This window comes from Flavobacterium sp. GNP001, assembly GCF_054343775.1.
In genome coordinates this window covers 2826634-2849564 of record NZ_JBTGUX010000001.1, presented here as the reverse complement: position 1 = coordinate 2849564, position 22931 = coordinate 2826634, and the positions used below count along the sequence as shown (strand labels likewise).

Here is a 22931-nt window from a genome sequence, read left to right as displayed (position 1 = left end):
CAAAATAAGATGTTTTTGTTAATTTATGAACGAAAACGATATAGTTTTGTAGAAATTACTATTATTTTCTATCCATTTTTTCTTGAAATGCAAAATACGCACGTTGGGATGCTTTTTCTTCTGCTTTCTTTTTAGAGGTAGCTCTTGCTTTTGCAATTACTTTATCATCAATACTTAGTTTCACACCAAACAATCTTTGACCATCCATTGCATTGTCTTCATAGATGTCATAGTGAAAGGTTTTCTTTTCTTTTTGGCACCATTCAATAATCAAACTTTTGTAGCTTATTACTTTGCCTTCTAAGCGAGAAATATTAACGTAGGGTTCGATTACTCTTTTTTGAATGAATTTTTCGCATGCATCATACCCTTTATCTAAATAGATTGCTCCAATAAGCGACTCAAAGATATTACCGTGTATGTTTTCGCCAAAATGTTGAACGGGTACTTTACTTTCGATAAATTGTATCAAGTTCAAATCTTTGCCTAGTTCATTTAGATGTTCGCGACTAACAATTTTAGAACGCATTTTGGTGAGATAACCCTCGTCACCTGTTGGTACTTCGTTGAATAAATGAGCGGCAATAACCGCGCTAAGCATGGCGTCGCCAAGAAATTCCAGTCTTTCATAACTTACAGGGTTTCCTGCGGTATCAATGCGGTTGCTGGAACGGTGTGTAAATGCTTTGGAATAAAAATCCAGATTTATGGGGTCAAAGCCAAGTATTTTGGCAATTGAATTAAAAAAAATCCCGTTTTCTTTCGAACGGGATTTTGAAAATATTTTTCTAAGTATGCGCATACAATTAGATCTCTAATTTTTTAACCAAAACGCAAGCATTATGACCTCCAAAACCAAAGGTGTTGCTCATAAGTACTTTTACGTCTCTTTTTTGAGCAGTATTGAAAGTAAAATTCAATCTTGGATCAATGTTTTCGTCATTTGTTGTATGGTTGATCGTTGGAGGTATTATTCCGTATTTTAATGATAAAATAGATGAAATTGTCTCAATAGCTCCAGCTGCTCCAAGTAAATGGCCTGTCATTGATTTGGTTGAATTCAGATTCATGGTATAAGCATGTTCTCCAAAAACGTGTAAAATTGCTTTTGATTCAGCAATGTCTCCCAATGGAGTTGATGTTCCGTGCATGTTAACACCATCTACGTCTGTTGGTTGTAAACCGGCATCTCTTAAACAATTCAACATTACATTTTTAGCACCTAAACCTTCTGGATGTGGCGCAGTAATATGATGTGCATCTGCTGACATTCCGCCTCCGCCAATTTCACAATAAATAGTAGCTCCACGAGCAATTGCATGTTCGTACTCTTCTAGCACTAATGCTCCAGCACCTTCACCAAGTACAAACCCATCACGGTCTTTGTCCATTGGTCTTGAAGCTGATTTTGGATCATCGTTTCTAGTTGATAAAGCGTGCATCGCATTAAATCCGCCCATTCCTGCAATTGTGACTGCGGCTTCAGATCCACCAGTAATCATCGCATCAGCATGACCTAAACGAATGTAGTTAAAAGCGTCAATGATAGCATTTGTTGATGAAGCACAGGCAGAAACAGTTGTAAAATTCGGGCCTCTGAATCCGTATTTAATAGAAATGTGTCCACCAGCAATATCAGCAATCATTTTTGGGATAAAAAACGGGTTGAATTTTGGTGTCCCATCTCCAGCTGAATAATTAAGAACCTCTATTTGAAACGTTTCTAATCCCCCAATTCCAGAGCCCCAAATCACGCCTACGCGGTCTTTGTCTAGGGTTTCCATATCAAAATTAGCATCTTTAACAGCTTCATCAGAGGCTACCATGGCATACTGAGCGTAACGGTCCATTTTCCTAGCTTCTTTGCGATCGATAAAGTCTTCAACATTAAAGTTTTTAACTTCACAGGCAAACTGTGTTTTAAATTTGGAAGCGTCAAAATAGGTTATAGGTGCAGCACCACTTACTCCATTTATCAAGCCATTCCAATATTCTTCAATAGTATTTCCAATAGGAGTTAGAGCGCCTAAACCTGTTACAACCACTCGTCTTAATTCCATAAACTCTTTATTTCGTTATCTTTAAACAAATAAAACCCATGCTGATACTGTATAAATACTACAAAATAGCTATGGGTATTACAATAAATATCTTTCGATTGAATGTCAATCTTGAATTTAATTTCTTAAAAAAAATAATAACACCCGTATACCAATAGCGTACGGGTGCATGTTTTATTATTTTTTAGCTTCCTCAATGTAAGAGATTGCTTGACCTACAGTAGCGATGTTTTCTGCTTGATCGTCTGGAATTTGAATGTCAAATTCTTTTTCGAACTCCATAATAAGCTCAACAGTGTCTAATGAGTCAGCTCCTAAATCATTAGTGAAGCTTGCTTCTGTTACAACTTCGTTTTCGTCAACGCCTAATTTGTCTACGATAATCGCTTTTACTCTTGATGCAATGTCTGACATAATCTTTAATTTTAGAATTTAATTTGTTGGCAAAAATAAAAAACTTTATTTTAAAACAACTATTTAGTTAATAAATGTGACGTCTAATTTATGAAATATATTTAAACAAAGCCGAAGCATTGCTATTTAATTTGATTTATTATGCTTTTTTTTGTGCTCTCAAAACTGATGATTTTATGAAAAAGATAGTTGTTTTTGCTTCTGGATCGGGGACTAATGCCGAAAATATTATTCAATATTTTGAAAAAACAACGTCGGCTAAAGTAGTAGCTGTTTTTTGTAATAATGCGCAAGCTCTTGTGGTTGACAAGGTAAAAAAATATGAAATTCCGTCAGAAATTTTCTCTAAAAGCGAATTAAATGAAGGTTTAGTTTTGCAAAAAATAAAAAATTTCGCTCCAGATTGGATCGTTTTAGCGGGTTTTCTTTTAAAATTTCCTTCCAATTTAATTGATGCTTATCCTGATAAAATAATTAATATTCATCCTGCATTATTACCAAAGTATGGAGGAAAAGGAATGTATGGCATGCACATTCATGAGGCGGTTGTGACTAATAAAGAAGTTGAAACTGGTATCACTATTCATTATGTTAATGAAAATTATGATGAAGGAAATATCATTTTTCAGCAAAGCGTGGTTCTCACACCAACAGACAATGCTCATGATGTTGCTGTTAAAATTCATAAACTGGAGCAAGAGTATTTTCCAAAAGTGATAGAAGATTTGCTCTTAACTACTGCTGGTGCAGAGAATAAAGAAGGTTAAAGATGACTACACACGATGTACATATTTACACAGATGGCGCTGCCAAGGGAAATCCAGGCAATGGTGGTTATGGTGTGGTGATGGAATGGGTGGGTAAGCCTTACAAAAAAGAATTTTATGAAGGTTTTCGCAGGACAACCAATAATAGGATGGAACTTTTGGCAGTAATAGTAGGCTTAGAAAAACTTAAAAATCCCGGTACAAGGGTATTGGTGGTTTCTGATTCTAAATATGTTGTCGACTCTGTTGAAAAAAAATGGGTGTTGGGTTGGGAAAAAAAAGGCTTTGCTGCTAGGAAAAATGCCGATTTGTGGCAACGTTTTTTAATAGTTTACCGCAAACATCAAGTCAATTTCAAATGGATAAAAGGTCACAACAATCATCCTCAAAACGAAAGATGCGATGAATTAGCAGTTATGGCATCCATGCAAAAACAACTTTCGATTGATGCTTTTTATGAGCAAGAAGATTCAAAATTGATCTGATTTTTTTTCAAAAAGAACCACAATATTACACTTTCAACACATTGCAACTTTACAACTTATAAACTATCTTTGCCCCTTAATTCGAAACGTATATAATGAATAAATTATTGATTGTTGGAACTGTAGCTTTCGACGCGATTGAAACTCCTTTTGGAAAAACAGATAAAATATTAGGTGGAGCAGGAACTTACATTGGTTTATCAGCTTCGTTTTTTAATGTGCAATCAGCCATTGTTTCTGTAGTTGGAGACGATTTTCCGCAAGAATATTTAGATTTATTAACTGCTAGAAACATTGATATTTCTGGTCTTGAAGTTGTGCCTGGTGGTAAAACTTTCTTTTGGAGCGGTCGTTACCACAATGATTTAAATTCAAGAGATACCCTTGACACACAGTTGAATGTCTTAGCTGATTTTCAGCCGAAAGTGCCTCAAGATTTTAAGAATGCTGAGATTGTGATGTTAGGAAACTTACATCCATTGGTACAAAGCAGTGTTTTAGATCAAATGGAAACGCAACCAAAATTAGTAGTTTTAGATACTATGAACTTTTGGATGGATTGTGCTTTGCCAGAGTTACTAGACGTAATTAAACGCGTTGATGTAATTACTATCAATGACGAGGAAGCTAGACAACTTTCTGGTGAATATTCATTAGTAAAAGCTGCCGCAAAAATCCACACCATGGGTCCTAAATATGTGGTGATTAAAAAAGGAGAACACGGAGCGCTAATTTTTCATGACAAAGAAATTTTCTTTGCACCAGCTTTACCACTTGAAGAAGTATTTGATCCAACAGGAGCAGGAGATACATTTGCAGGAGGATTTGCAGGTTATTTGACCCAAAGCGAAAACATCTCTTTCGAGAACATGAAAAACGCAATCATTCACGGTTCAAACTTAGCTTCTTTCTGCGTAGAGAAATTTGGTACTGAAAGAATGCTTGCTTTGAATAAAGAAGAAGTAGTGTCTCGACTTCAACAGTTCAAGTCATTAACACAATTTGATATCACACTATAATACAAGAAACCTCGGAAACGGGGTTTTTTTGTTCCGTAAATTCAGTGTAAATTTTATTTAGTAAACTGAATTTATGTTGGTTAACTTATTATTACAACAACACAACAATACAAATTACTTACAATGAGCGATGCTTTAAAACACGAATGTGGAATAGCCTTAGTCAGATTACTTAAACCGCTTGAATATTACAAAGAAAAGTATGGTACTGCATTTTACGGTATCCAGAAAATGTATCTTTTAATGGAAAAGCAGCATAACCGCGGACAAGACGGTGCTGGTTTCGCCAGTATAAAACTAGATGTCGATCCGGGAGAAAGATACATCAGTAGAGTTCGCTCCAATCATGCGCAACCTATTCAAGATGTTTTTAAACAAATCAACGATCGTATTAACGAAGAAATGGAAGCCCATCCAGAGTACGCTGATAATGTCGCCTTGCAAAAACAAAAAATCCCATACATTGGAGAATTGTTTTTAGGACACGTTCGATACGGAACTTTTGGTAAAAACAGTATCGAGAGTGTACACCCATTTTTGCGTCAGAACAATTGGATGCATCGCAACTTAATTCTTGCTGGAAATTTCAACATGACTAATGTGAAAGAGTTGTTTCAGAATCTTATTGATTTGGGGCAACATCCAAAAGAAATGGCTGATACGGTGACGGTGATGGAAAAAATTGGTCATTTTCTTGATAATGCTGTTACTGATTTGTACCAAGATTGTAAAAACGAGGGCTTGAGCAAAAGAGAGGCATCTCCCGTAATTGCAGAACGATTGGATGTAGCTAAAATTTTAGCACGTGCAGCTAAAAATTTAGATGGAGGATACGCTATGGCTGGACTTTTGGGCCACGGTGATGCTTTTGTTTTTAGAGATCCTGCCGGAATCAGACCTGCTTATTTTTATCAAGATGATGAAATTGTGGTGGTAGCTTCAGAGCGACCAGTGATTCAAACGGTATTTAATGTTCCTTTCGAGTCGGTGCAAGAAATTGAGCCAGGAAATGCATTGATTATCAAAAAGAATGGTACGATTTCTATGAAAGAAATTTTACCTCCAACGGTGAAAAAAGCGTGTTCTTTTGAGCGCATTTACTTCTCAAGAGGCAGTGACGCCGAAATTTATCAGGAAAGAAAAAATCTAGGGCGTTTAATTTTGCCTGCCGTTTTAGAGTCTATCGATGAAGATACAGACAACACTGTTTTTTCATACATACCAAACACCGCTGAAACTTCTTTTTACGGTTTGGTCGAAGCGGCTCAGGATTTCTTGAACCAACGAAAAAATAATTTTATTCTAGAAAACAGAAATACCTTGACCAAAGAGTCTTTGCAAGAGTTATTGTCTGTAAAAATTAGAACTGAAAAAGTAGCTATTAAAGATGCTAAGCTGCGAACTTTTATAACTGAGGACAGTAGCAGAGACGACTTGGTTGCGCACGTATATGATGTTACTTATGGCGTAATCAAACCAACTGATAATTTGGTTATTATTGATGATAGTATTGTACGTGGAACTACTCTTAAAATGAGTATCATCAAAATGATGGATCGTTTGAACCCGAAACGAATTGTAATTGTTTCATCAGCACCACAAATACGCTATCCAGATTGTTATGGTATTGATATGGCGAAACTAGAAGGTTTAGTTGCCTTTAGAGCTGCTCTTGAATTATTGAAAGAACGCAATTTGTATCATATTGTAAATGAAGTATATGCTAAATGCAAAGCGCAGGAAAATTTCAAAGATAGCGAGGTAGTCAATTATGTTACTGCTATTTACGAACCATTTCATCCACAGGAGATATCAGATAAAATTGCCGAGATGTTAAGTTCGCCTGAAATTAAGGCTGAAGTGAAAATAATTTTTCAAACAGTAGAGAATTTGCACATAGCTTGTCCTAAAAATTTAGGCGACTGGTATTTTACAGGAGATTATCCTACTCCAGGTGGTAATCGTGTGGTTAATAGAGCCTTTATGAATTTTTATGAAGGTAAAGATGCAAGAGCATACTAATAATTTGAGTCTAAATAGTTTTTAATCGGTTTTATGAGTTGTTAGTCTAAAATATTTGCAGTGATTGAAGTACGGTGTTACATTTGAACAACCATAATATTAGTAGGTTAAATTTATGGTAGATTTGGGGCAAAAAAGGTGGAAGAGATTCCACCTTTTTTATTGGAATAAAGTCAAGGTAGTGAAAAGAAATAAGGAAATCGAGTAAGATATAAAGATGAGCAAATTAAGTTTTTTGGCTCGTCTTTTTTTTTTGAGTAAAAGTCTTAAAAGAGAATTCAACTTTGGTGTAAGAAAAAAAAATAGACGAACAAACTCAAGGTTCACTCGTCTATTTTCTTTGTTCTATTTTCTCAGAAGACTATTTCTCTAAAGCATATCTTCTGGAAACTTCAGTCCAATTGATTACGTTGAAAAATGCTTCAATATAATCAGGTCTTCTGTTTTGGTAGTTTAAGTAGTAAGCATGTTCCCAAACGTCCATAGCCAAAATAGGTGTTCCGCCACAACCTACTCCTGGCATTAATGGATTGTCTTGATTTGGCGTACCGCAAACTTCAAGTTTTCCTCCTTTTTGCACACAAAGCCAAGCCCATCCTGAACCAAATTGTGTAGCACCCGCTTTACTAAAACTAGCTTTAAATTCTTCAAAAGTTCCAAAAGCGGCTTCAATCGCAGCTAATAAATCTCCTGTTGGTAAGCCACCACCATTTGGCGTCATTACAGTCCAAAACAAGTTGTGGTTGTAGAAACCTCCACCGTTGTTACGTACAGCAGCGTTTTTTAAATCTAGGTTTATTAAAATATTTTCGATGGTTTTACCTTCCATATCTGTTCCTGCAATGGCAGCGTTCAAATTGGTTGTGTAAGCATTGTGGTGCTTAGAATGGTGGATTTCCATTGTACGAGCATCAATATGTGGTTCTAATGCATCGTATGCATAAGGTAATTGTGGTAATTCAAAAGCCATAATATGTTTGTTTTATAAGTGAATTAATTTAACAGTCAAATTTACTCATTAAAGTTTGGAAACGAAAATTCTATTTCGTTATAATTTCATTAAATTATATTATAGTAGGTTATTTTTAGAATTAAAACATTGGTAATAAGTAATTTAAATTTTTTTCAGTTGAGCTATTGCAACTGAGTCCATTTGCAACCTATCAAATTTTTTAGTTTTCAGGAATGCGCCATAGCCATACAAACAATACTGATTTTTGTCCCGGGAATTTTTAATAAAGCACGTGAGCACGCTTCAAGTGTAGCGCCAGTTGTTAGTACATCATCAACCAACAAAAAATGTTTGTTATGCTCTTTTTCAGAAAAAACAACATCAAAAATTGTCTCGTTTAATTCTGACCTGCCCAGCAAGTTTTTTTTAGATTGGGTTTTCGAATAGACTTTTCGAATCAGTAGGTTGTCATTATAAGCGATATCTAGCTGCTCAGAAAGTGCTTTTCCAAATCCGCTTACTTGATTGTAGCCGCGTTCTTTAAATTTTTTTGGATGCAAAGGAACCGGAATAATTTGGTCTACGTCTTGTAAAGCAACCACCGTTTTTAAATCTGCGGCATACCATTCACCTATTAAAGGACCTAATTCTTCATGGCCTTTGTACTTTAGATTATGAATGAGCTCTTGCACGATTCCCTTTTTATGAAAATAAAACAAAGCTGAAGCATGTTGGACTAAAACCCTACCGTAAAATTTTTTGTAAGCATCATTTTCAGGGTTTAAATGATGGTGTGTCAATGGCGCATCGTGACGGCAAGTAGTGCAAATCATATTTTCGGTACCCAATAATAAGGTACTGCAGCCGGAACAAACTTTTGGAAAAAAGAGATTAATGAGGCTTTGAAACATATAATCAGAGTTTTAATGCTAAAATTAATCAAATCAGGACTTCAAACTCCAAGAAATTGCTTTTTTTTAAGTTCACTTTTTATATTTTTGCAATACTATGGCAAAACAAGAAGATTTATTTAAGAATGTAGTTTCGCATGCAAAAGAGTACGGATTTATTTTTCCGTCAAGCGAAATATACGATGGTTTAAGTGCAGTCTATGATTATGCACAAAACGGAGTAGAGTTAAAAAAGAACATACGCGAATATTGGTGGCGCGCTATGGTTCAGATGAATGAAAACATCGTGGGCCTTGACGCTTCCATATTAATGCATCCTACAACTTGGAAAGCATCCGGTCACGTAGATGCGTTCAACGATCCTTTGATAGACAATAAGGATTCTAAAAAAAGATACAGAGCCGATGTTTTGATAGAAGATTATGCTGAAAAACTTAATCAAAAGGCGCAAAAAGAAATAGAAAAAGCGCGAACTCGTTTTGGCGAAGCTTTTAACGAACAAGAATTTGTTACTACCAACGCACGCGTTATGGAGTACAAAGCCAAAGAGAGAGAAATTCTAGAACGTATGGCTCGCTCTCTTGGTAACGAAGACTTAGCCGATGTAAAAGCTTTAATCGAAGAGCTTGAAATTGCTTGTCCTGATTCAGGTTCAAGAAATTGGACGGAAGTAAAACAATTTAACCTAATGTTTGGCACCAAATTGGGAGCATCTGCCGATTCAGCAATGGATTTGTATTTACGACCAGAAACCGCTCAGGGAATTTTTGTTAACTTTTTGAACGTTCAAAAATCGGGACGAATGAAAGTTCCTTTTGGAATCGCTCAAACTGGTAAAGCGTTTAGGAACGAAATTGTGGCAAGACAATTTATCTTCCGTATGCGTGAGTTTGAACAAATGGAAATGCAATTTTTTGTGCGTCCAGGCGAAGAAATGAAACATTACGAATTCTGGAAAGAAGCCCGACTTAAATGGCACTTGTCACTTGGTTTAGGAAAAGAAAGATACCGTTTTCACGATCACGAGAAGTTAGCTCACTACGCTAATGCTGCCGCTGATATTGAATTTGATTTTCCATTTGGATTTAAAGAATTAGAAGGAATTCACTCTAGAACCGATTTTGATCTAAAAGCTCACGAACAATTTTCAGGTAGAAAATTACAATATTTTGATGCTGAATTGAATCAAAATTATGTACCATATGTTGTGGAAACTTCAGTTGGTTTAGACAGAATGTTCTTGGCTGTTTTTGCTACTTCCTTAAAAGAAGAAACACTTGAGGATGGATCCACAAGAACCGTTTTGAAATTACCATCAGTACTTGCTCCTACAAAGGCTGCCATTTTACCATTAGTTAAAAAAGACGGTTTGCCAGAAATTGCCAGACAAATTATTGACGATTTGAAATGGGATTTCAGCGTATCGTATGATGAAAAAGATGCTGTGGGAAGACGTTATCGCAGACAAGATGCCTTGGGTACGCCATTTTGTATTACCGTTGATCATCAAACTGCCGAAGACCAAACGGTAACCATTCGTCATAGAGATACCATGAAACAAGACCGTGTTGCGATTGCTGATTTAAAAGCAATAATAGAAAACGAAGTTTCTATGAAAACTTGGTTGATGAAAATGTAGATTAATTTACAGAATAAAAACATGAAGAAAGGCTTTCCATAACGGAAGGCTTTTTTTATGGTTTTAGCAAAAAAAGCTGAAGTTTAAGGTAATTAGATAGGAATTTACAGGCTTAAGAGTGAATAATATATGTATTTTATCGGATTTATTTGTAGTTCATCTTTATGTGTCAACATTTGTTAAGAACATATTAACAAGATCTTTAATAAAATTGTTATTTGCTTATTTTTAGACTGTTAAATAAGTGATTCTTGTTTAATTAGTTTCCCAAAATTACCCTATTTATCAAATTTTCGAAAGTCGAAATGGCTTTATAAATTAATTTGCAGGTCCTATTTGTTTTAGGAAAATCGTTAATGAGTTATTCGTACATTATTATTGATGATCATCACGAATGTGTTTTGGAAACGAAAGCTGCGCTTTCTCGTTTTCCAGAATTAAATTTTATAGCTGCTGCAAATAATTACGATGAAGGAGTAAATTGTATTTTAGAACACCAACCTGATCTTGTTTTTCTAGAAATTGATCCAGCCAATAAAAAAAGTAATTTATCATTACAACTAATAAACGAGCTGCATCGGTATCTAAAAGTTATTCCGAAAATTATTATTACTACAAAAACTAAAAATTTTGCTTTTGATGCTATTAAGTTCGAAGTAGCTGATTATCTCATTAAGCCAGTTCAGCATATTGATTTGGTGAAATTGATTTTGAAATTGAATAAATCAATTTTGGAAACGCCTACTTCTGTTGAAAAAGCGCTACCGAGGCAGGATATAGTCACAACCAATAATGAGGCACAAACCCCAGCTGATCAGCCATTAATTTTATGCATCAAATCATACGGTGATTACAGGTACATAGATACCAACGATATTTGTTACTTAAAAGCAGATAACAACTCAACGGATATACACTTAAATACTGGCGAAATGATTACGGCTTTCAAAACCCTAAAACATTTTGAAGCTTCGCTCAACAGTCCATTTATTAGAATTCATAATAGCTATATCATTAACCGAAACTACATTGCACGAATCCATACAGGCAATGCGCTTTGTTTCATAAAAAATAGTACGGTTAAACTTCCTTTTTCAAAGTCTTATAAGTCCAATATTGATACAATTATCACTGATTTCTCAGATGGAAATTATTTAGAAATATAAAAAGTACCCATCTACCCAAAATTGTGTGTCATTCACTTTCATTTGGTGGCAATCTACCATATAGGGTGTTTTTACGGGCAAAAAGTAAAGTTGTCTGCTTAGTTTTACAAAGGAATCAACAAATAAACGGTTCTTAAATAAACAAAAAACAAACAAAAAACATAAAAACCCCAAGGTTATGAAAAAAGCAATTTTAGTATCAGGATTATTTTCTTTAGTAATGGTTTTAACTTCTTTTACTTCTAACGCAGAGGTTTCTAATTTATCTGAAATAGAAAAAAATGGGACTATTGAATTAACGGGTAATCAATCAGCAGGAGGAAATAAGAAATTAGATCTAACGGGTAATCAATCAGCAGGAGGAAATAAGAAATTAGATCTAACGGGTAATCAATCAGCAGGAGGAAATAAAAAACTTGACTAAATAGATCAATATCTAGTACAATTTTATAAAAATTATTAGGCTGTCAAAATTTGATAGCCTTTTTTTATGTGAATAGGTTTATTTCACTATTTTTGATAAAATTCAAAAATACCTATTGAAAAAGATTTACTACATATTTTTTATAGTACTATTTGTGTTTTTTTGTTGTACCAAAAAAACAAAAGTAAATTCAGCCAAAGTATCTTCAAGTGATAGTTTATCTTCATATCTTTCAATGGCAAACGAAGATAGTCTACCGCTTTTCAAAAAACAGCAGTACAATCAAAAAGCATTGGCTATTATCAGCAATCAACCTAATGATTCGATGAATAAAGTAAATTTGTTCAAAGTTGCTAACCGATATTATAATATGAATGATTGGAAGGCGTACAAAGAAACTGTACGCCTTGTTTTAGAAAATTCGAAAAGTAATAATGACTCCGTGAATATGGCAAGAGCCAATACATATTTAGGAGATTATTATGGTGCTCAAGCCATTTCAGACAGTGCTTATATTTGCTATTCTTTGGCTGATAAAATATATGATAATCTTAACGATGATTATAATTTGGCTAAAACACGATTAAATAAAGCATTGCTGCAATATAGTGAAGGTGACTTTTCGGGCAGTGAAATAGCTGTATTTAATGCCTTACGAGCTATAAAAGGAAAAAAGATAAAAGATATATTGTATGAATCCTATAATCTTTTAGGAATAGTTTATAATGAACGAGAAGAATACGATAGAGCAGTAGATTTTCATACAAAAGCTTTATTAAATATTGATGAGACAGTGTTACCATCTGTATTTCAATCTAAAGCTGTTTCATTGAATAATATTGGGTTTGTTTACCAAAATATGGATAATCACAAACAGGCAATATCTTATTTTAAACAAGGACTGGATCAAAAAAACTTATTAATTGATAAGCCATCATTATATGCTATGTTATTGGATAATTTGGCTTATTCAAAATTTAAAATAAAAGAATCTGAGGAACTACCCAAGCTGTTTTATCTATCCCTTAAGCTGAGAGATAGTCTGCAATTAACAGCTGGTATTATCACAAATAAAATTCACTTGTCTGAATATTTTGCGTCTAAAAAGGATACTATGACAGCATTAAAATATTCCAAAGAAGCACTTGCAGCAGCCCAGAGGTTCAAAAATTCCAGAAATGTATTAGCTTCGCTTAAGCAATTAGCTGTTATAGAGCCCAAAAAAGCAGCTAGCTATACCAAACAATATATTCATATTAACGACAGTCTTCAAAAAGCAGAGCGAAAAATGGGTGATAAATTTACCCGAATTGAGTTTGAAACAGACGAGATTAAAAGTGAAAACAATGAACTAGCGCAACAAAACAGAAATTTAGTATATCTTTTTTCAGGACTTGGTATTTTAGGATTGTTAATTTTTAAAATTAAAACGCAAAAAGCAAAAAACAGAGAGTTGTTATTTAAACAACAGCAACAAGTAGCAAATGAAGAGATTTATAATTTAATGATTTCGCAGCAAAATGCCATTGAAGTAAGCAGAGTTGAAGAGAAAAAGAGAGTTGCTCGCGAATTGCATGATGGGGTATTGGGTCGAATGTTTGGCGTACGTATGAATCTGGATGGTTTGAATAAGCAGCAAGACGGTTTGGCTATATCACAAAGAATCAATTACTTAGCGGAATTAAAAAATATTGAGCAGGACATTCGTGAAATTTCACATGATTTGAATAGGGAAAAATCAGAATTAATTAATAACTTCGTTGCAATCGTTAATAATTTATTTGAAGAACAGAAGAAAACCTATAAGTCAAAATTTATAGTAAATATGGATGCTACTATCCGTTGGGAGTTGGTTAGTAACACCGTTAAAATTAATTTGTATCGAATAATACAAGAAATTTTGCAAAATACAAATAAATACGCCGAAGCCTTAAAAATTAATGTTGATCTCAAGAAAGAAGAAGATCATTTGGTCTTGAGAATATCTGATGACGGCAAGGGTTTCAATGTGAAAACAGCTAAGAAAGGAATAGGTTTGCAAAATATCTTGTTCCGAACTAACGAGTGTGAGGGTGTTGTCGATATTAAATCAGCAAAATTGCAAGGGACTATTGTAACAGTTACTTTGCCAATTGCTTAAATACAATAAGAACAAGAATGGGAAGCGAGATTGAATCTGTTGAAAAACAAAAGAAAACACAAAAAATATTAATAGTTGATGATCATCGTTTTATAATTGAGGGTTATAAAAATGCCATAACACGATACAATCCAAACGAATATGATTTTTTAATTACGCAAGCTAAGGATTGCGAATCCGCATACGAAATTATAACAAACCCAGATAGTCCTGTTTTTGATATTGCTTTTTTAGATATTAGTATGCCTGCATTTGAGGAAAAACAAATCTACTCAGGTGAGGATGTGGCCAAATTAATCTTGGATAAGATGCCGGATTGTAAAATAATTCTGTTAACTATGTACACGGAATTATTAAAAATTAAAACGATTATTAATACAATTAACCCTGCTGGACTCGTTATCAAAAATGATTTGACATTTGATGAATTGATTTTTGCCTTTGATAAAATTATAAATAGCGATAATTACTACAGCGAATCAGTTGTTAAAATGCTCAATTTAGCAGAGGTTGATGCGATAGAAATTGATCAATTTGATGAACAAATTTTATTTCATCTATCAAAAGGTACAAGTATTACAAACATGGTGCAATATATTCCGATATCGGTAGGGGCTATTGAAAGGCGTATTGTCAACTTAAAAGAACTTTTAAGTGTTGAATACAACGACTACAGCGCCTTAGTTGTAGAAGCTAAAAACAAAGGATTATTATTTTAGTATAAAAAAAACGACACCAAAAGTGTCGTTTTTTAGTTTTATTTATTCACTAATGGCATCCCAACCACGCGCTTTTAGCGGGATTTTAGTATTCGCTCTTGTAATTAAATGAATTCCTTCACTTTCTTGGGTCATGTGACCAATAATTGTAAAGTTTGGATTGGCTTTTATTTTCTCAAAATCTTGAATCGAGATCGTAAATAGCAATTCGTAATCTTCACCTCCGTTGATGGCAACAGTGGTGCTATCAATATTAAACTCTTCGCAAACATTGATAAACTGAGGGTCAATAGGTAATTTATTTTCATACAAATTACAACCTACTTTTGATTGTTTGCAAATGTGCATAATTTCAGAGGAAAGTCCGTCTGAAATATCAATCATTGCGGTTGGTTTTACTTCAAGTGCATGCAGTAATGTACGAACATCTTTGCGTGCTTCAGGCTTTAATTGACGTTCGATAAGATAAGTGTAAGCGTCTAAATCAGGTTGTGAATTTGGGTTCACTTGAAAAACTTGTTTTTCACGTTCCAAAACTTGTAATCCCATGTAAGCAGCACCAATATCTCCAGTAACAACCAGCAAATCGGTTTCTTTAGCGCCATTACGATATACAATTTCATCTTCGTTTGCTTCTCCAATGGCAGTAATGCTAATTATTAATCCTTTTTGAGATGATGTGGTGTCACCACCAATTACATCAATATTGTACTCAGCTGCGGCATGTGTAATACCAGCAAACAATTCTTCTAAAGCTTCTAACGGGAATCTATTGGAAACGGCAACCGAAACAGTGATTTGAGTTGCCTTGGCATTCATAGCGCAAATATCCGAAACATTGACTACAACAGCTTTATATCCCAAGTGTTTTAAAGGCATGTAAGCCAAATCAAAATGTACTCCTTCAATCAATAAATCGGTTGAAACAACAACTTTTTTGTCCTTGAAGTCTAAAACGGCTGCATCATCTCCAATTCCTTTTAAGGTTGATGATTGGTTGATTTCAAAATTTTTAGTCAAATGATCAATTAGTCTAAATTCTCCTAATTGAGCTATACTTGTACGCTGTGGATTTTTATCTTCTATCATTTTGCAAAGGTACAAAGTTTTCTTGCCACAGATTACACAGATTAGCACAGATTTTTTCGCATCTTTTTAATTGTTAAACATCTTTCATTGAAACAATCGTAACTAGTACTATACATCCATCTTCAGATAATTTGCCACAGATTACACAGATTAGCACAGATTTTTTAGCTTCTTTTTGATTGTAAAATATCTTTCATGAAAACATTCGTAACGCTAACCGTACATACATCTTCAGATAATTTGCCGCAGATTACACAGATTAGCACAGATTTTTTCGCATCTTTATGATTGTAAAATATTTTTCATGAAAACAATAACTACGCTAAACATAAATCCTTCCTTAGATAAATCAACTCATTTTACTGGACTTATCGCTGAGCAAAAAATTAGATGCGGAAAACCGCGCTATGACGCTGGTGGTGGCGGTATAAATGTATCTAAAGCCATTGCAAAATTAGGAGGTGCGTCCAAATGCATTTTTACTTCTGGTGGTTCTTCTGGCGAATTGCTCGAAGAATTAATTACAAAAGAAGGTTTGCAATTTGAATTGATAAGAACAAAAAGTTGGACACGAGAAAATTTTATTGCTTTTGATTCTGAAACACAATCGCAATACCGTTTTGGTTTTCCAGGAAATGAGTTATCTCAAGTAGAACAAGATGAAATTTTGCATAAAGTAAAAGACTTAAAAACGGATTACTTGGTAATAAGCGGAAGCTTAAACGAAGGATTAACAACTGATTTTTACCAACAAATAGCCCAAATAGCCAAAGTTTCTAACATCAGAGTTATTATTGATACATCTGGTGAACCACTGCAAAAAGTGTTAGAAAAGGGGGTCTACTTGATTAAGCCCAACATTGGCGAATTAGCAAAATTAATTGGTGTCGAACGATTAGAATTACCAGAAGTTGAAAAAGCAGCCAAACAATTAATTGAAAATAAAAGTGCTGAAATTGTTGTGGTTTCACTGGGAGCTGATGGAGCCATTTTAGTCACTCAAGACGAAACTCATTTTGTTAAAGCACCAAAAGTAGAAAAGAAAAGCACCGTAGGAGCTGGCGACAGTATGGTCGGTGGTATGGTGTGGGCATTGTCTCAAAACAAAACTTTAAAAGAAGTGATACAAATGGGAGTTGCTTGTGGTTCTGCAGCAACTATGAACGAAGGAACTCAACTTTTTAAAGTAGAAGATGTGATGCGATTACTCAGTAATATGTAAAACGAAAAAACCTGACAATTTTCATCGTCAGGTTTTCTCTATATTCTTTGTTCTTTATTCTATTTTCTAAAGTAAACTAGTCATTTAACTTCAAAACAGCCATAAATGCTTCTTGCGGAATTTCAACGTTTCCTACTTGACGCATACGTTTTTTACCTTTTTTCTGTTTTTCTAATAATTTACGTTTACGTGAAATATCTCCACCGTAACATTTTGCGGTAACGTCTTTACGCAATGCTTTGATCGTTTCACGAGCGATAATTTTAGCACCAATTGAGGCTTGTATTGGGATTTCAAATTGTTGTCTTGGAATTAATTCTCTCAATTTTTCACACATTTTTTTACCAATATTATAGGCGTTATCTGCGTGAATCAAGGCTGAAAGCGCATCTAATTGATTTGCATTGAGCAAAATATCCATTTTTACAAGTTTAGATTCTCTCATTCCTATCGGAGAATAATCAAATGAAGCGTATCCTTTGGAAACGGTTTTTAGCCTATCATAAAAATCAAATACGATTTCAGCCAGTGGCATGTCAAAATTCAATTCAACACGCTCTGTTGTCAAATAGGTTTGATTGGTAATTTGCCCGCGCTTTTCAATACACAAACTCATTACGTTGCCCACAAAGTCAGCTTTGGTTATAATCGTAGCTTTGATGTAAGGCTCTTCAACACGGTCTAATTTTGTAGCCTCGGGTAAATCACTTGGGTTGTTTACAATGATAGCTGTATCAGGTTCTTTCTTGGTATATGCCAAGTACGAAACGTTAGGAACCGTGGTAATTACAGTCATGTTAAATTCACGTTCTAAACGTTCCTGAATAATTTCCATGTGTAACATTCCTAGGAATCCGCAACGGAAACCAAAACCTAAAGCTGCTGAACTCTCAGCTGAAAATACAAGCGAAGCATCGTTCAATTGTAGTTTTTCCATCGAGGCACGCAAATCTTCATAATCCTCTGTGTCAACAGGGTAAATACCGGCAAAAACCATTGGTTTTACATCCTCAAAACCCGTAATCATATTTGTTGTTGGCGTTTTTGCATCCGTAAGTGTATCACCTACTTTTACTTCTTTCGCCTCTTTAATTCCAGAAATTAAGTACCCAACATCACCTGCTGAGATCACTTGTTTTGGTACTTGATTGAGTTTCAAAGTACCTATTTCATCAGCAAAATATTCATTGCCAGTAGCCATGAATTTAATTTTTTGCCCTTTTTTAATTTCACCATTTACTACTCTAAAAATAACCTCAATACCTCTAAACGGGTTGTAATGAGAGTCAAAAATCAAAGCTTGCAAAGGCTCGTCAACATTTCCTTTTGGAGCAGGAATTTTTTCAATAATAGCTGCTAATATATTTTCGACACCAAAACCAGTTTTTCCAGAGGCGTGAATAATATCCTCTAGGTCGCAACCCAATAAGTCAATAATATCATCGCTCACCTCTTCAGGGTTGGCGCTTGGCAAATCTACTTTGTTCAAAACCGGAATAATTTCCAAGTCGTTCTCTAAAGCCAGATATAAATTTGAAATCGTTTGTGCCTGAATACTCTGCGCTGCATCCACAATTAAAAGCGCACCTTCGCAAGCCGCAATAGATCGAGAAACTTCATACGAAAAATCAACGTGTCCCGGAGTGTCAATCAAGTTCAAGATGTATTCCTCACCCTTGTATGTGTACTCCATCTGAATGGCGTGACTTTTAATTGTAATACCACGTTCACGCTCCAAGTCCATATTGTCAAGCAATTGCGCCTTTTCCTCACGAGCAGTTACAGTTTGTGTAGCACCTAGTAAACGGTCTGCAAGCGTACTTTTCCCGTGATCAATATGTGCAATAATGCAAAAATTCCTTATGTGTTTCATTTTCAGTAAATATCAATAAATTTGCTTGTCAACTTGTGGGCGTGCCGGCAGAAAAAGCCGTCGGGCTATGCGCTTTATCTTTTGTTCCGTTAGCACTTCACAAAAGGATGCCGCTGCTATCCCTCACGCAAAACCCCACTAAGAGTCAATTAATTTGCAAATATAGGCTAAAAGTTTTTTATGAGAGATTCAACAATGCCTAATGTTACTGCAATTGAAATTTAATTTTTTAGCAATTCCATTTTAGGATCTTTCTTATTGTATTTTTGCTCGTATTTACAAGAGCACCTTGCAGTTACATTTGAATTTTTATACCATCTATTTATGCCAACTTCAGCACAAGATTCTATTACCATAAACGACACTTCTTACAACTTACAAGAGCTAGAAACATTAGCTTGGAAAAAATTAGTCAACGGTTCAGTCAAGAAAAAAAACGGTTTCCGAACCATGTGCGTTGGTACCCTAAATGAAAACAACACTGTCGCTTTACGAATTGTAGTAAACAGAAAAGTTGATGAGGTAAACAAAACCGTATATTTCCACACGGACAATCGCTCCCGAAAATGTTATGATTTACAAAAAGACAATCGCATTTCACTCTTGTTTTACGATGCGCGTCAACGGGTTCAAATTGTTGTGAAAGCGCATGCCGCTTTACACACTAACGATGCCTTATCAAATGATCGTTGGAAGGCAACCAGTCCGCAAGCCCGATTGGGTTATATGACATTGGAACCACCCAACACAAAATCAGACCAACCAACATTGGGGTTTGAAGAACGTTTTTCGACCCTAAAGCCCACAGAAATTGAAAGTGATCTGTTTCAAGAAAATTTCACGGTTGTTGCTTGTGCCGTCTATGAACTTGAATTTTTATACCTCGACTTCACCGGGAACAGAAAAGCAAATTTCTTTTATGAAAACAGTGTTTTACAAGATAGTTTTTGGGCAGTTCCGTAGCATATAGAGCTTGGAAATTATCTTTTATTGAACTTCGCTTTGTAATACGTAGTGTCTTTTTCAGAGAAAAGGACTCTGCGGTTATCTTCATTTTCAAATTCTAAACTGTCATTAACCACAAATTTTATTTCTGTAAATTTATAACCAGTAACAAATGTGGTTGTTATTTGATAGGTGTTGTTGGTTGCATTCAATTTCATTTCGGTCGCTTCACCCCAAGACAATGGTTTGTCTTTTCCACGAATGGCTACTTTTTTTACATTTTTCATTTCGGATGCATCCAAAGTAAAAATAACGGTTTTTTTAAAGGTTTTTTGAACGCAATTTGTCAAGAATAAAGAAAGTACAAGTGCTAGAAATATCGTTTTAGTTTTCATAATTAAGCTTTGTTTTTAGTTAGTACATAATCAATTCCAAATCGGCCTGACCCTAGTATCAAAAAGAACATCGCTACCCAAAGAAATCCCATGGCGGCAAGGCAATTCCACAGTCCATTTTGTATTTGTTGCATGAATATGGCGACTAGCATAGTACAAATTATTAAGAAAGAGGCAATACGGGTTTGAAATCCAAATAACAGTAGCAATCCGCCAACAGCTTCTGCAAAAGCGCCAATCCAAGCAAAAAAAGTTGGCGCAATGGCAAAAATCCCACCATAACTTGCCAAATCACCGGGAAACCAAAAAGCGACTTCAAACAATCCTAAATTAGCATCAACGGGTGACCAGGGCATTCCAAATTTATCGGCTCCAAAATTTAGAGCCAGCAAGTACCCACAAACGATTCGCGGAATAGCAATAAATAGATCTTGTGACCAATGTGGTAACAAAATAGGTTTGGTGATTTTGGTAAGTAGTTCCATAGTGTTATATTTTTTGATTTTCTTATTGATATTGCTATTGAATTTTGCTATTGAATTTTGCCATTGCCATTGAATTTTTGCATTTCCATTGCCATTAAAAGGGTTAGTTTTTATATCCCATAGAAAAGCCAGTATCTCCTGTTACATACAAATCGACTGATGCGACTTCATTGGATTTATTTTCAATTCGTAATGCGGTATTTCTTTCTGCTTTTACGATTACAGTTTCATTTGGTTTAACGGTAATCGGCGAATGTGTTCCTCCAGCAAGTGGAGCCATGATAATTTTTAAATCGTGATTAGAAACGTTTTTAAGTTTTACTTTGAACGTTCCGTGTTCATTATTTCCTAATACAAAACTTTCGTTTGGTTTAATAGTTGTGTTTGACGTAAGCGAATCAAAAACACTACAAGAAGTAATAAGTAAAGCAGTTGCGAGTAATACGAGGATCGTTTTCATAATTAGTTTTTTAGTGATCAATAACATGGCAAAGTTGCGCCATAAATCAGCACCAATCGCTTCAAATTATGATTTGAGACTAGTTTAATTTTACTGTGAAGTACCGTAAAAGCTGATAATGTTTTTTTCGACAGTTTTTTATTCAAAAATCTTTGTTGTTATTCTTGATTTTGAATTACGGTTGATAAATGCACTTCTTAAGTAGAAAGCAGATTCAAATTTAACGCTTGTTGTAGGGAAACATTTTTGTAGGCTACTTACTTTTATGTTCAAGAGCAGTTACATTTTGGAAAACAAAACCAAACAATAAATTCCTGAACTTTTAACAACATCGAATTATGAAAAGGAATTCCCTAAATGACATAAGTCACATTGATGATTTAAACCGACTGAATGAAATAGTTTCTGATAAGCGTCTCGCAAAAAGAGCCACAGAAAAAAAGAACAGACGTAACCGTCACTACGAAAAACAGTTTATAAAAAACACTATTGAACGGTTTGATGCCGAATAAATAGTTGCTTTTTTATTGGCGGAAAATCTTATTCATTGGTGTATTCTTTCGGAGTTTTACCAGTATTTTTTTTGAACGCTCTGTTAAATGTAGCTTTCGAATTAAAACCGCAATCGTAAGCAATTCCTAGCAAAGTAGATTTTTTGTGTTCACCATTTGACAAACTGATTTTAACCGCTTCAATTCTGAAATTATTGATGTAATCATTAAAGTTCATTTGAAAACCTTGATTGATCGTTTTAGAAATAACAGAAGCGTTGGTTTCTAATTTTTTTGCCAAATCGGTAAGCGTTAAATCGGGATTTTGATACAGTTTTTCCGTCTGAATTAAGGTTTCTATTTTAGATTTCCAATGTTCCATTTCGGGTGAAACAGTGTTCTCTACCGTCTCGTATTGAATGTCAATACTCGTTTCCATATTATCTGCACTGCTGTTGTCCAATAAAAGAATAGGGCTTTTGTCAAAAAAAGACATTTTAAACGGTATTGTAGCATTTGTAGGATTAGAATATCCCGTAATGGCAATGTAATACATCACAGTCGAAAAGAAAAGATAAAACCACCAAGTGCCTTGATAGGATTTTATTTCAGGAAAAAAGTATCCTATACTATCAAAAACTACTGGTAAAAGTAACATTACTAAAAAGGCAATCAAATACGTTTGAATCCATTTAAACAAAACCGAATCAGCATAACTCACAACCTGAAACATCAGTCTTTTGTATATATTGTAATATCTGATACTCAATATAAAATATACAATCATCGAGAGTAAACCTAGTTTTTGATACCATTCCTCGAAGTCTTTGTCCATTCCGTTTTCATAGAAATAGTAATTGCCCAAAATGAATTGGTCGTAAATCCAAATAGCAATAATGTAAATAAGATACAGTAATCCTGGCAAAATATGTAACGCTTCTTTTTTAGAAAATTTAAATGAGGGATTCAGTAAACTTTGGGTGTAAAAAAAGATGATAGGACCTATCCATAAATGGTGTTGGAAAGGAGTGTAAAATAAAATATCTCGATAGGGTTGATTGTCATACCAGCCTGCAAAACCAAGCATCCACGGTGCAATATATAGGCTACACAGAAAAATGAAAAAACTCAACCAATAATTCGATTTATTGTCGGTTTTGATAGCTTTTGCAAGTAACAAAACGCTGTATACAATTCCTTGCGTAAACGAAATAAGTAAAACGGAACTGTAAAAGCCAAAAGTAAAAAGCATT

At 34.6% G+C, this 22931-nt stretch carries 23 protein-coding genes; 12 read left to right on the top strand and 11 right to left on the bottom strand.

Translation table 11 applies throughout. From position 1 onward, the window contains the following. Positions 1-61 precede the first annotated feature (61 nt). From rnc to ACXX8U_RS12165, 3 genes are all read right to left on the bottom strand, one after another. A complete protein-coding gene (gene rnc, locus ACXX8U_RS12175) occupies positions 62-802 on the bottom strand; it encodes a ribonuclease III (protein WP_458566069.1) in 741 nt (246 codons plus the stop codon). 4 nt (positions 803-806) lie between these two features. After that, positions 807-2060, bottom strand: a complete 1254-nt coding sequence (gene fabF / locus ACXX8U_RS12170; RefSeq protein WP_458566068.1) for a beta-ketoacyl-ACP synthase II — start codon at positions 2058-2060, stop codon at positions 807-809. A gap of 177 nt (positions 2061-2237) precedes the next feature. Next, entirely contained in the window at positions 2238-2474 is a 237-nt protein-coding gene (locus tag ACXX8U_RS12165) for an acyl carrier protein (RefSeq protein ID WP_007137004.1), read from the bottom strand. A gap of 176 nt (positions 2475-2650) precedes the next feature. On the opposite strand from ACXX8U_RS12165, the gene purN reads away from it, so the two are divergent. The 4 genes from purN to ACXX8U_RS12145 all read left to right on the top strand — a co-directional run bounded on the left by purN (position 2651) and on the right by ACXX8U_RS12145 (position 6767). Beyond that, complete coding sequence (gene purN / locus ACXX8U_RS12160; protein WP_458566067.1) at positions 2651-3241, top strand: phosphoribosylglycinamide formyltransferase; 591 nt, start codon at positions 2651-2653, stop codon at positions 3239-3241. A 2-nt stretch (positions 3242-3243) separates the two neighbouring features. Next, positions 3244-3726 carry a ribonuclease HI gene (rnhA, locus tag ACXX8U_RS12155; protein WP_458566066.1) on the top strand — a complete coding sequence of 161 codons (483 nt, stop codon included), beginning with the start codon at positions 3244-3246 and terminating at the stop codon, positions 3724-3726. Positions 3727-3821: 95 nt separating this feature from the next. Further along, a complete protein-coding gene (locus tag ACXX8U_RS12150; RefSeq protein WP_210788116.1) occupies positions 3822-4745 on the top strand; it encodes a PfkB family carbohydrate kinase in 924 nt (307 codons plus the stop codon). A 123-nt stretch (positions 4746-4868) separates the two neighbouring features. Further along, on the top strand, positions 4869-6767 hold the full coding sequence (locus tag ACXX8U_RS12145; RefSeq protein ID WP_458566065.1) for an amidophosphoribosyltransferase: 1899 nt from the start codon (positions 4869-4871) through the stop codon (positions 6765-6767). Positions 6768-7128: 361 nt separating this feature from the next. Here the strand turns inward: ACXX8U_RS12145 and ACXX8U_RS12140 are convergent, their stop codons facing one another. Both ACXX8U_RS12140 and ACXX8U_RS12135 read right to left on the bottom strand, forming a co-directional pair. Next, positions 7129-7737, bottom strand: a complete 609-nt coding sequence (locus ACXX8U_RS12140) for a superoxide dismutase (RefSeq protein WP_210788114.1) — start codon at positions 7735-7737, stop codon at positions 7129-7131. A gap of 209 nt (positions 7738-7946) precedes the next feature. Beyond that, positions 7947-8630, bottom strand: coding sequence for a ComF family protein (locus ACXX8U_RS12135; RefSeq protein WP_458566064.1), 684 nt, complete (start codon positions 8628-8630; stop codon positions 7947-7949). A gap of 97 nt (positions 8631-8727) precedes the next feature. On the opposite strand from ACXX8U_RS12135, the gene ACXX8U_RS12130 reads away from it, so the two are divergent. The 5 genes from ACXX8U_RS12130 to ACXX8U_RS12110 all read left to right on the top strand — a co-directional run bounded on the left by ACXX8U_RS12130 (position 8728) and on the right by ACXX8U_RS12110 (position 14718). Continuing rightward, positions 8728-10269, top strand: coding sequence for a glycine--tRNA ligase (locus ACXX8U_RS12130; RefSeq protein WP_236362340.1), 1542 nt, complete (start codon positions 8728-8730; stop codon positions 10267-10269). A gap of 356 nt (positions 10270-10625) precedes the next feature. Further along, entirely contained in the window at positions 10626-11435 is an 810-nt protein-coding gene (locus ACXX8U_RS12125) for a LytR/AlgR family response regulator transcription factor (protein WP_458566063.1), read from the top strand. 178 nt (positions 11436-11613) lie between these two features. After that, on the top strand, positions 11614-11859 hold the full coding sequence (locus ACXX8U_RS12120) for a 3-oxoacyl-ACP reductase (protein ID WP_458566062.1): 246 nt from the start codon (positions 11614-11616) through the stop codon (positions 11857-11859). A 115-nt stretch (positions 11860-11974) separates the two neighbouring features. Further along, positions 11975-13999 carry an ATP-binding protein gene (locus tag ACXX8U_RS12115; protein WP_458566061.1) on the top strand — a complete coding sequence of 675 codons (2025 nt, stop codon included), beginning with the start codon at positions 11975-11977 and terminating at the stop codon, positions 13997-13999. A gap of 17 nt (positions 14000-14016) precedes the next feature. Then, positions 14017-14718, top strand: coding sequence for a response regulator (locus ACXX8U_RS12110; RefSeq protein ID WP_458566060.1), 702 nt, complete (start codon positions 14017-14019; stop codon positions 14716-14718). 42 nt (positions 14719-14760) lie between these two features. On the opposite strand, the gene thiL is transcribed toward ACXX8U_RS12110, so the two are convergent. Next, positions 14761-15807 (bottom strand): thiamine-phosphate kinase, encoded by a 1047-nt coding sequence (gene thiL / locus ACXX8U_RS12105; RefSeq protein WP_458566059.1) that lies wholly within the window; start codon positions 15805-15807, stop codon positions 14761-14763. A gap of 304 nt (positions 15808-16111) precedes the next feature. Here thiL and ACXX8U_RS12100 point away from each other — a divergent pair, with 304 nt between their 5' ends. Then, positions 16112-17029: a 1-phosphofructokinase family hexose kinase gene (locus tag ACXX8U_RS12100; protein ID WP_458566058.1), complete on the top strand. Its 918-nt coding sequence runs from the start codon at positions 16112-16114 to the stop codon at positions 17027-17029. Positions 17030-17105: 76 nt separating this feature from the next. Here ACXX8U_RS12100 and lepA read toward each other — a convergent pair whose 3' ends face one another. Continuing rightward, a complete protein-coding gene (lepA, locus tag ACXX8U_RS12095) occupies positions 17106-18902 on the bottom strand; it encodes a translation elongation factor 4 (RefSeq protein WP_458566057.1) in 1797 nt (598 codons plus the stop codon). A 324-nt stretch (positions 18903-19226) separates the two neighbouring features. Between lepA and ACXX8U_RS12090 the strand changes: the two genes are divergently transcribed. Further along, positions 19227-19865 (top strand): pyridoxamine 5'-phosphate oxidase family protein, encoded by a 639-nt coding sequence (locus tag ACXX8U_RS12090; protein WP_458566056.1) that lies wholly within the window; start codon positions 19227-19229, stop codon positions 19863-19865. A 17-nt stretch (positions 19866-19882) separates the two neighbouring features. Here ACXX8U_RS12090 and ACXX8U_RS12085 read toward each other — a convergent pair whose 3' ends face one another. From ACXX8U_RS12085 to ACXX8U_RS12075, 3 genes are all read right to left on the bottom strand, one after another. Beyond that, entirely contained in the window at positions 19883-20242 is a 360-nt protein-coding gene (locus tag ACXX8U_RS12085) for a hypothetical protein (RefSeq protein ID WP_458566055.1), read from the bottom strand. 2 nt (positions 20243-20244) lie between these two features. Next, a complete protein-coding gene (locus ACXX8U_RS12080) occupies positions 20245-20727 on the bottom strand; it encodes a DoxX family protein (RefSeq protein WP_458566054.1) in 483 nt (160 codons plus the stop codon). Between the two features lie 103 nt (positions 20728-20830). Beyond that, on the bottom strand, positions 20831-21187 hold the full coding sequence (locus ACXX8U_RS12075) for a putative periplasmic lipoprotein (RefSeq protein WP_458566053.1): 357 nt from the start codon (positions 21185-21187) through the stop codon (positions 20831-20833). 338 nt (positions 21188-21525) lie between these two features. Here ACXX8U_RS12075 and ACXX8U_RS12070 point away from each other — a divergent pair, with 338 nt between their 5' ends. Beyond that, a complete protein-coding gene (locus ACXX8U_RS12070) occupies positions 21526-21699 on the top strand; it encodes a hypothetical protein (RefSeq protein ID WP_458566052.1) in 174 nt (57 codons plus the stop codon). Between the two features lie 28 nt (positions 21700-21727). Here ACXX8U_RS12070 and ACXX8U_RS12065 read toward each other — a convergent pair whose 3' ends face one another. After that, positions 21728-22930 (bottom strand): helix-turn-helix domain-containing protein, encoded by a 1203-nt coding sequence (locus tag ACXX8U_RS12065; RefSeq protein WP_458566051.1) that lies wholly within the window; start codon positions 22928-22930, stop codon positions 21728-21730. Position 22931: the final 1 nt, after the last annotated feature.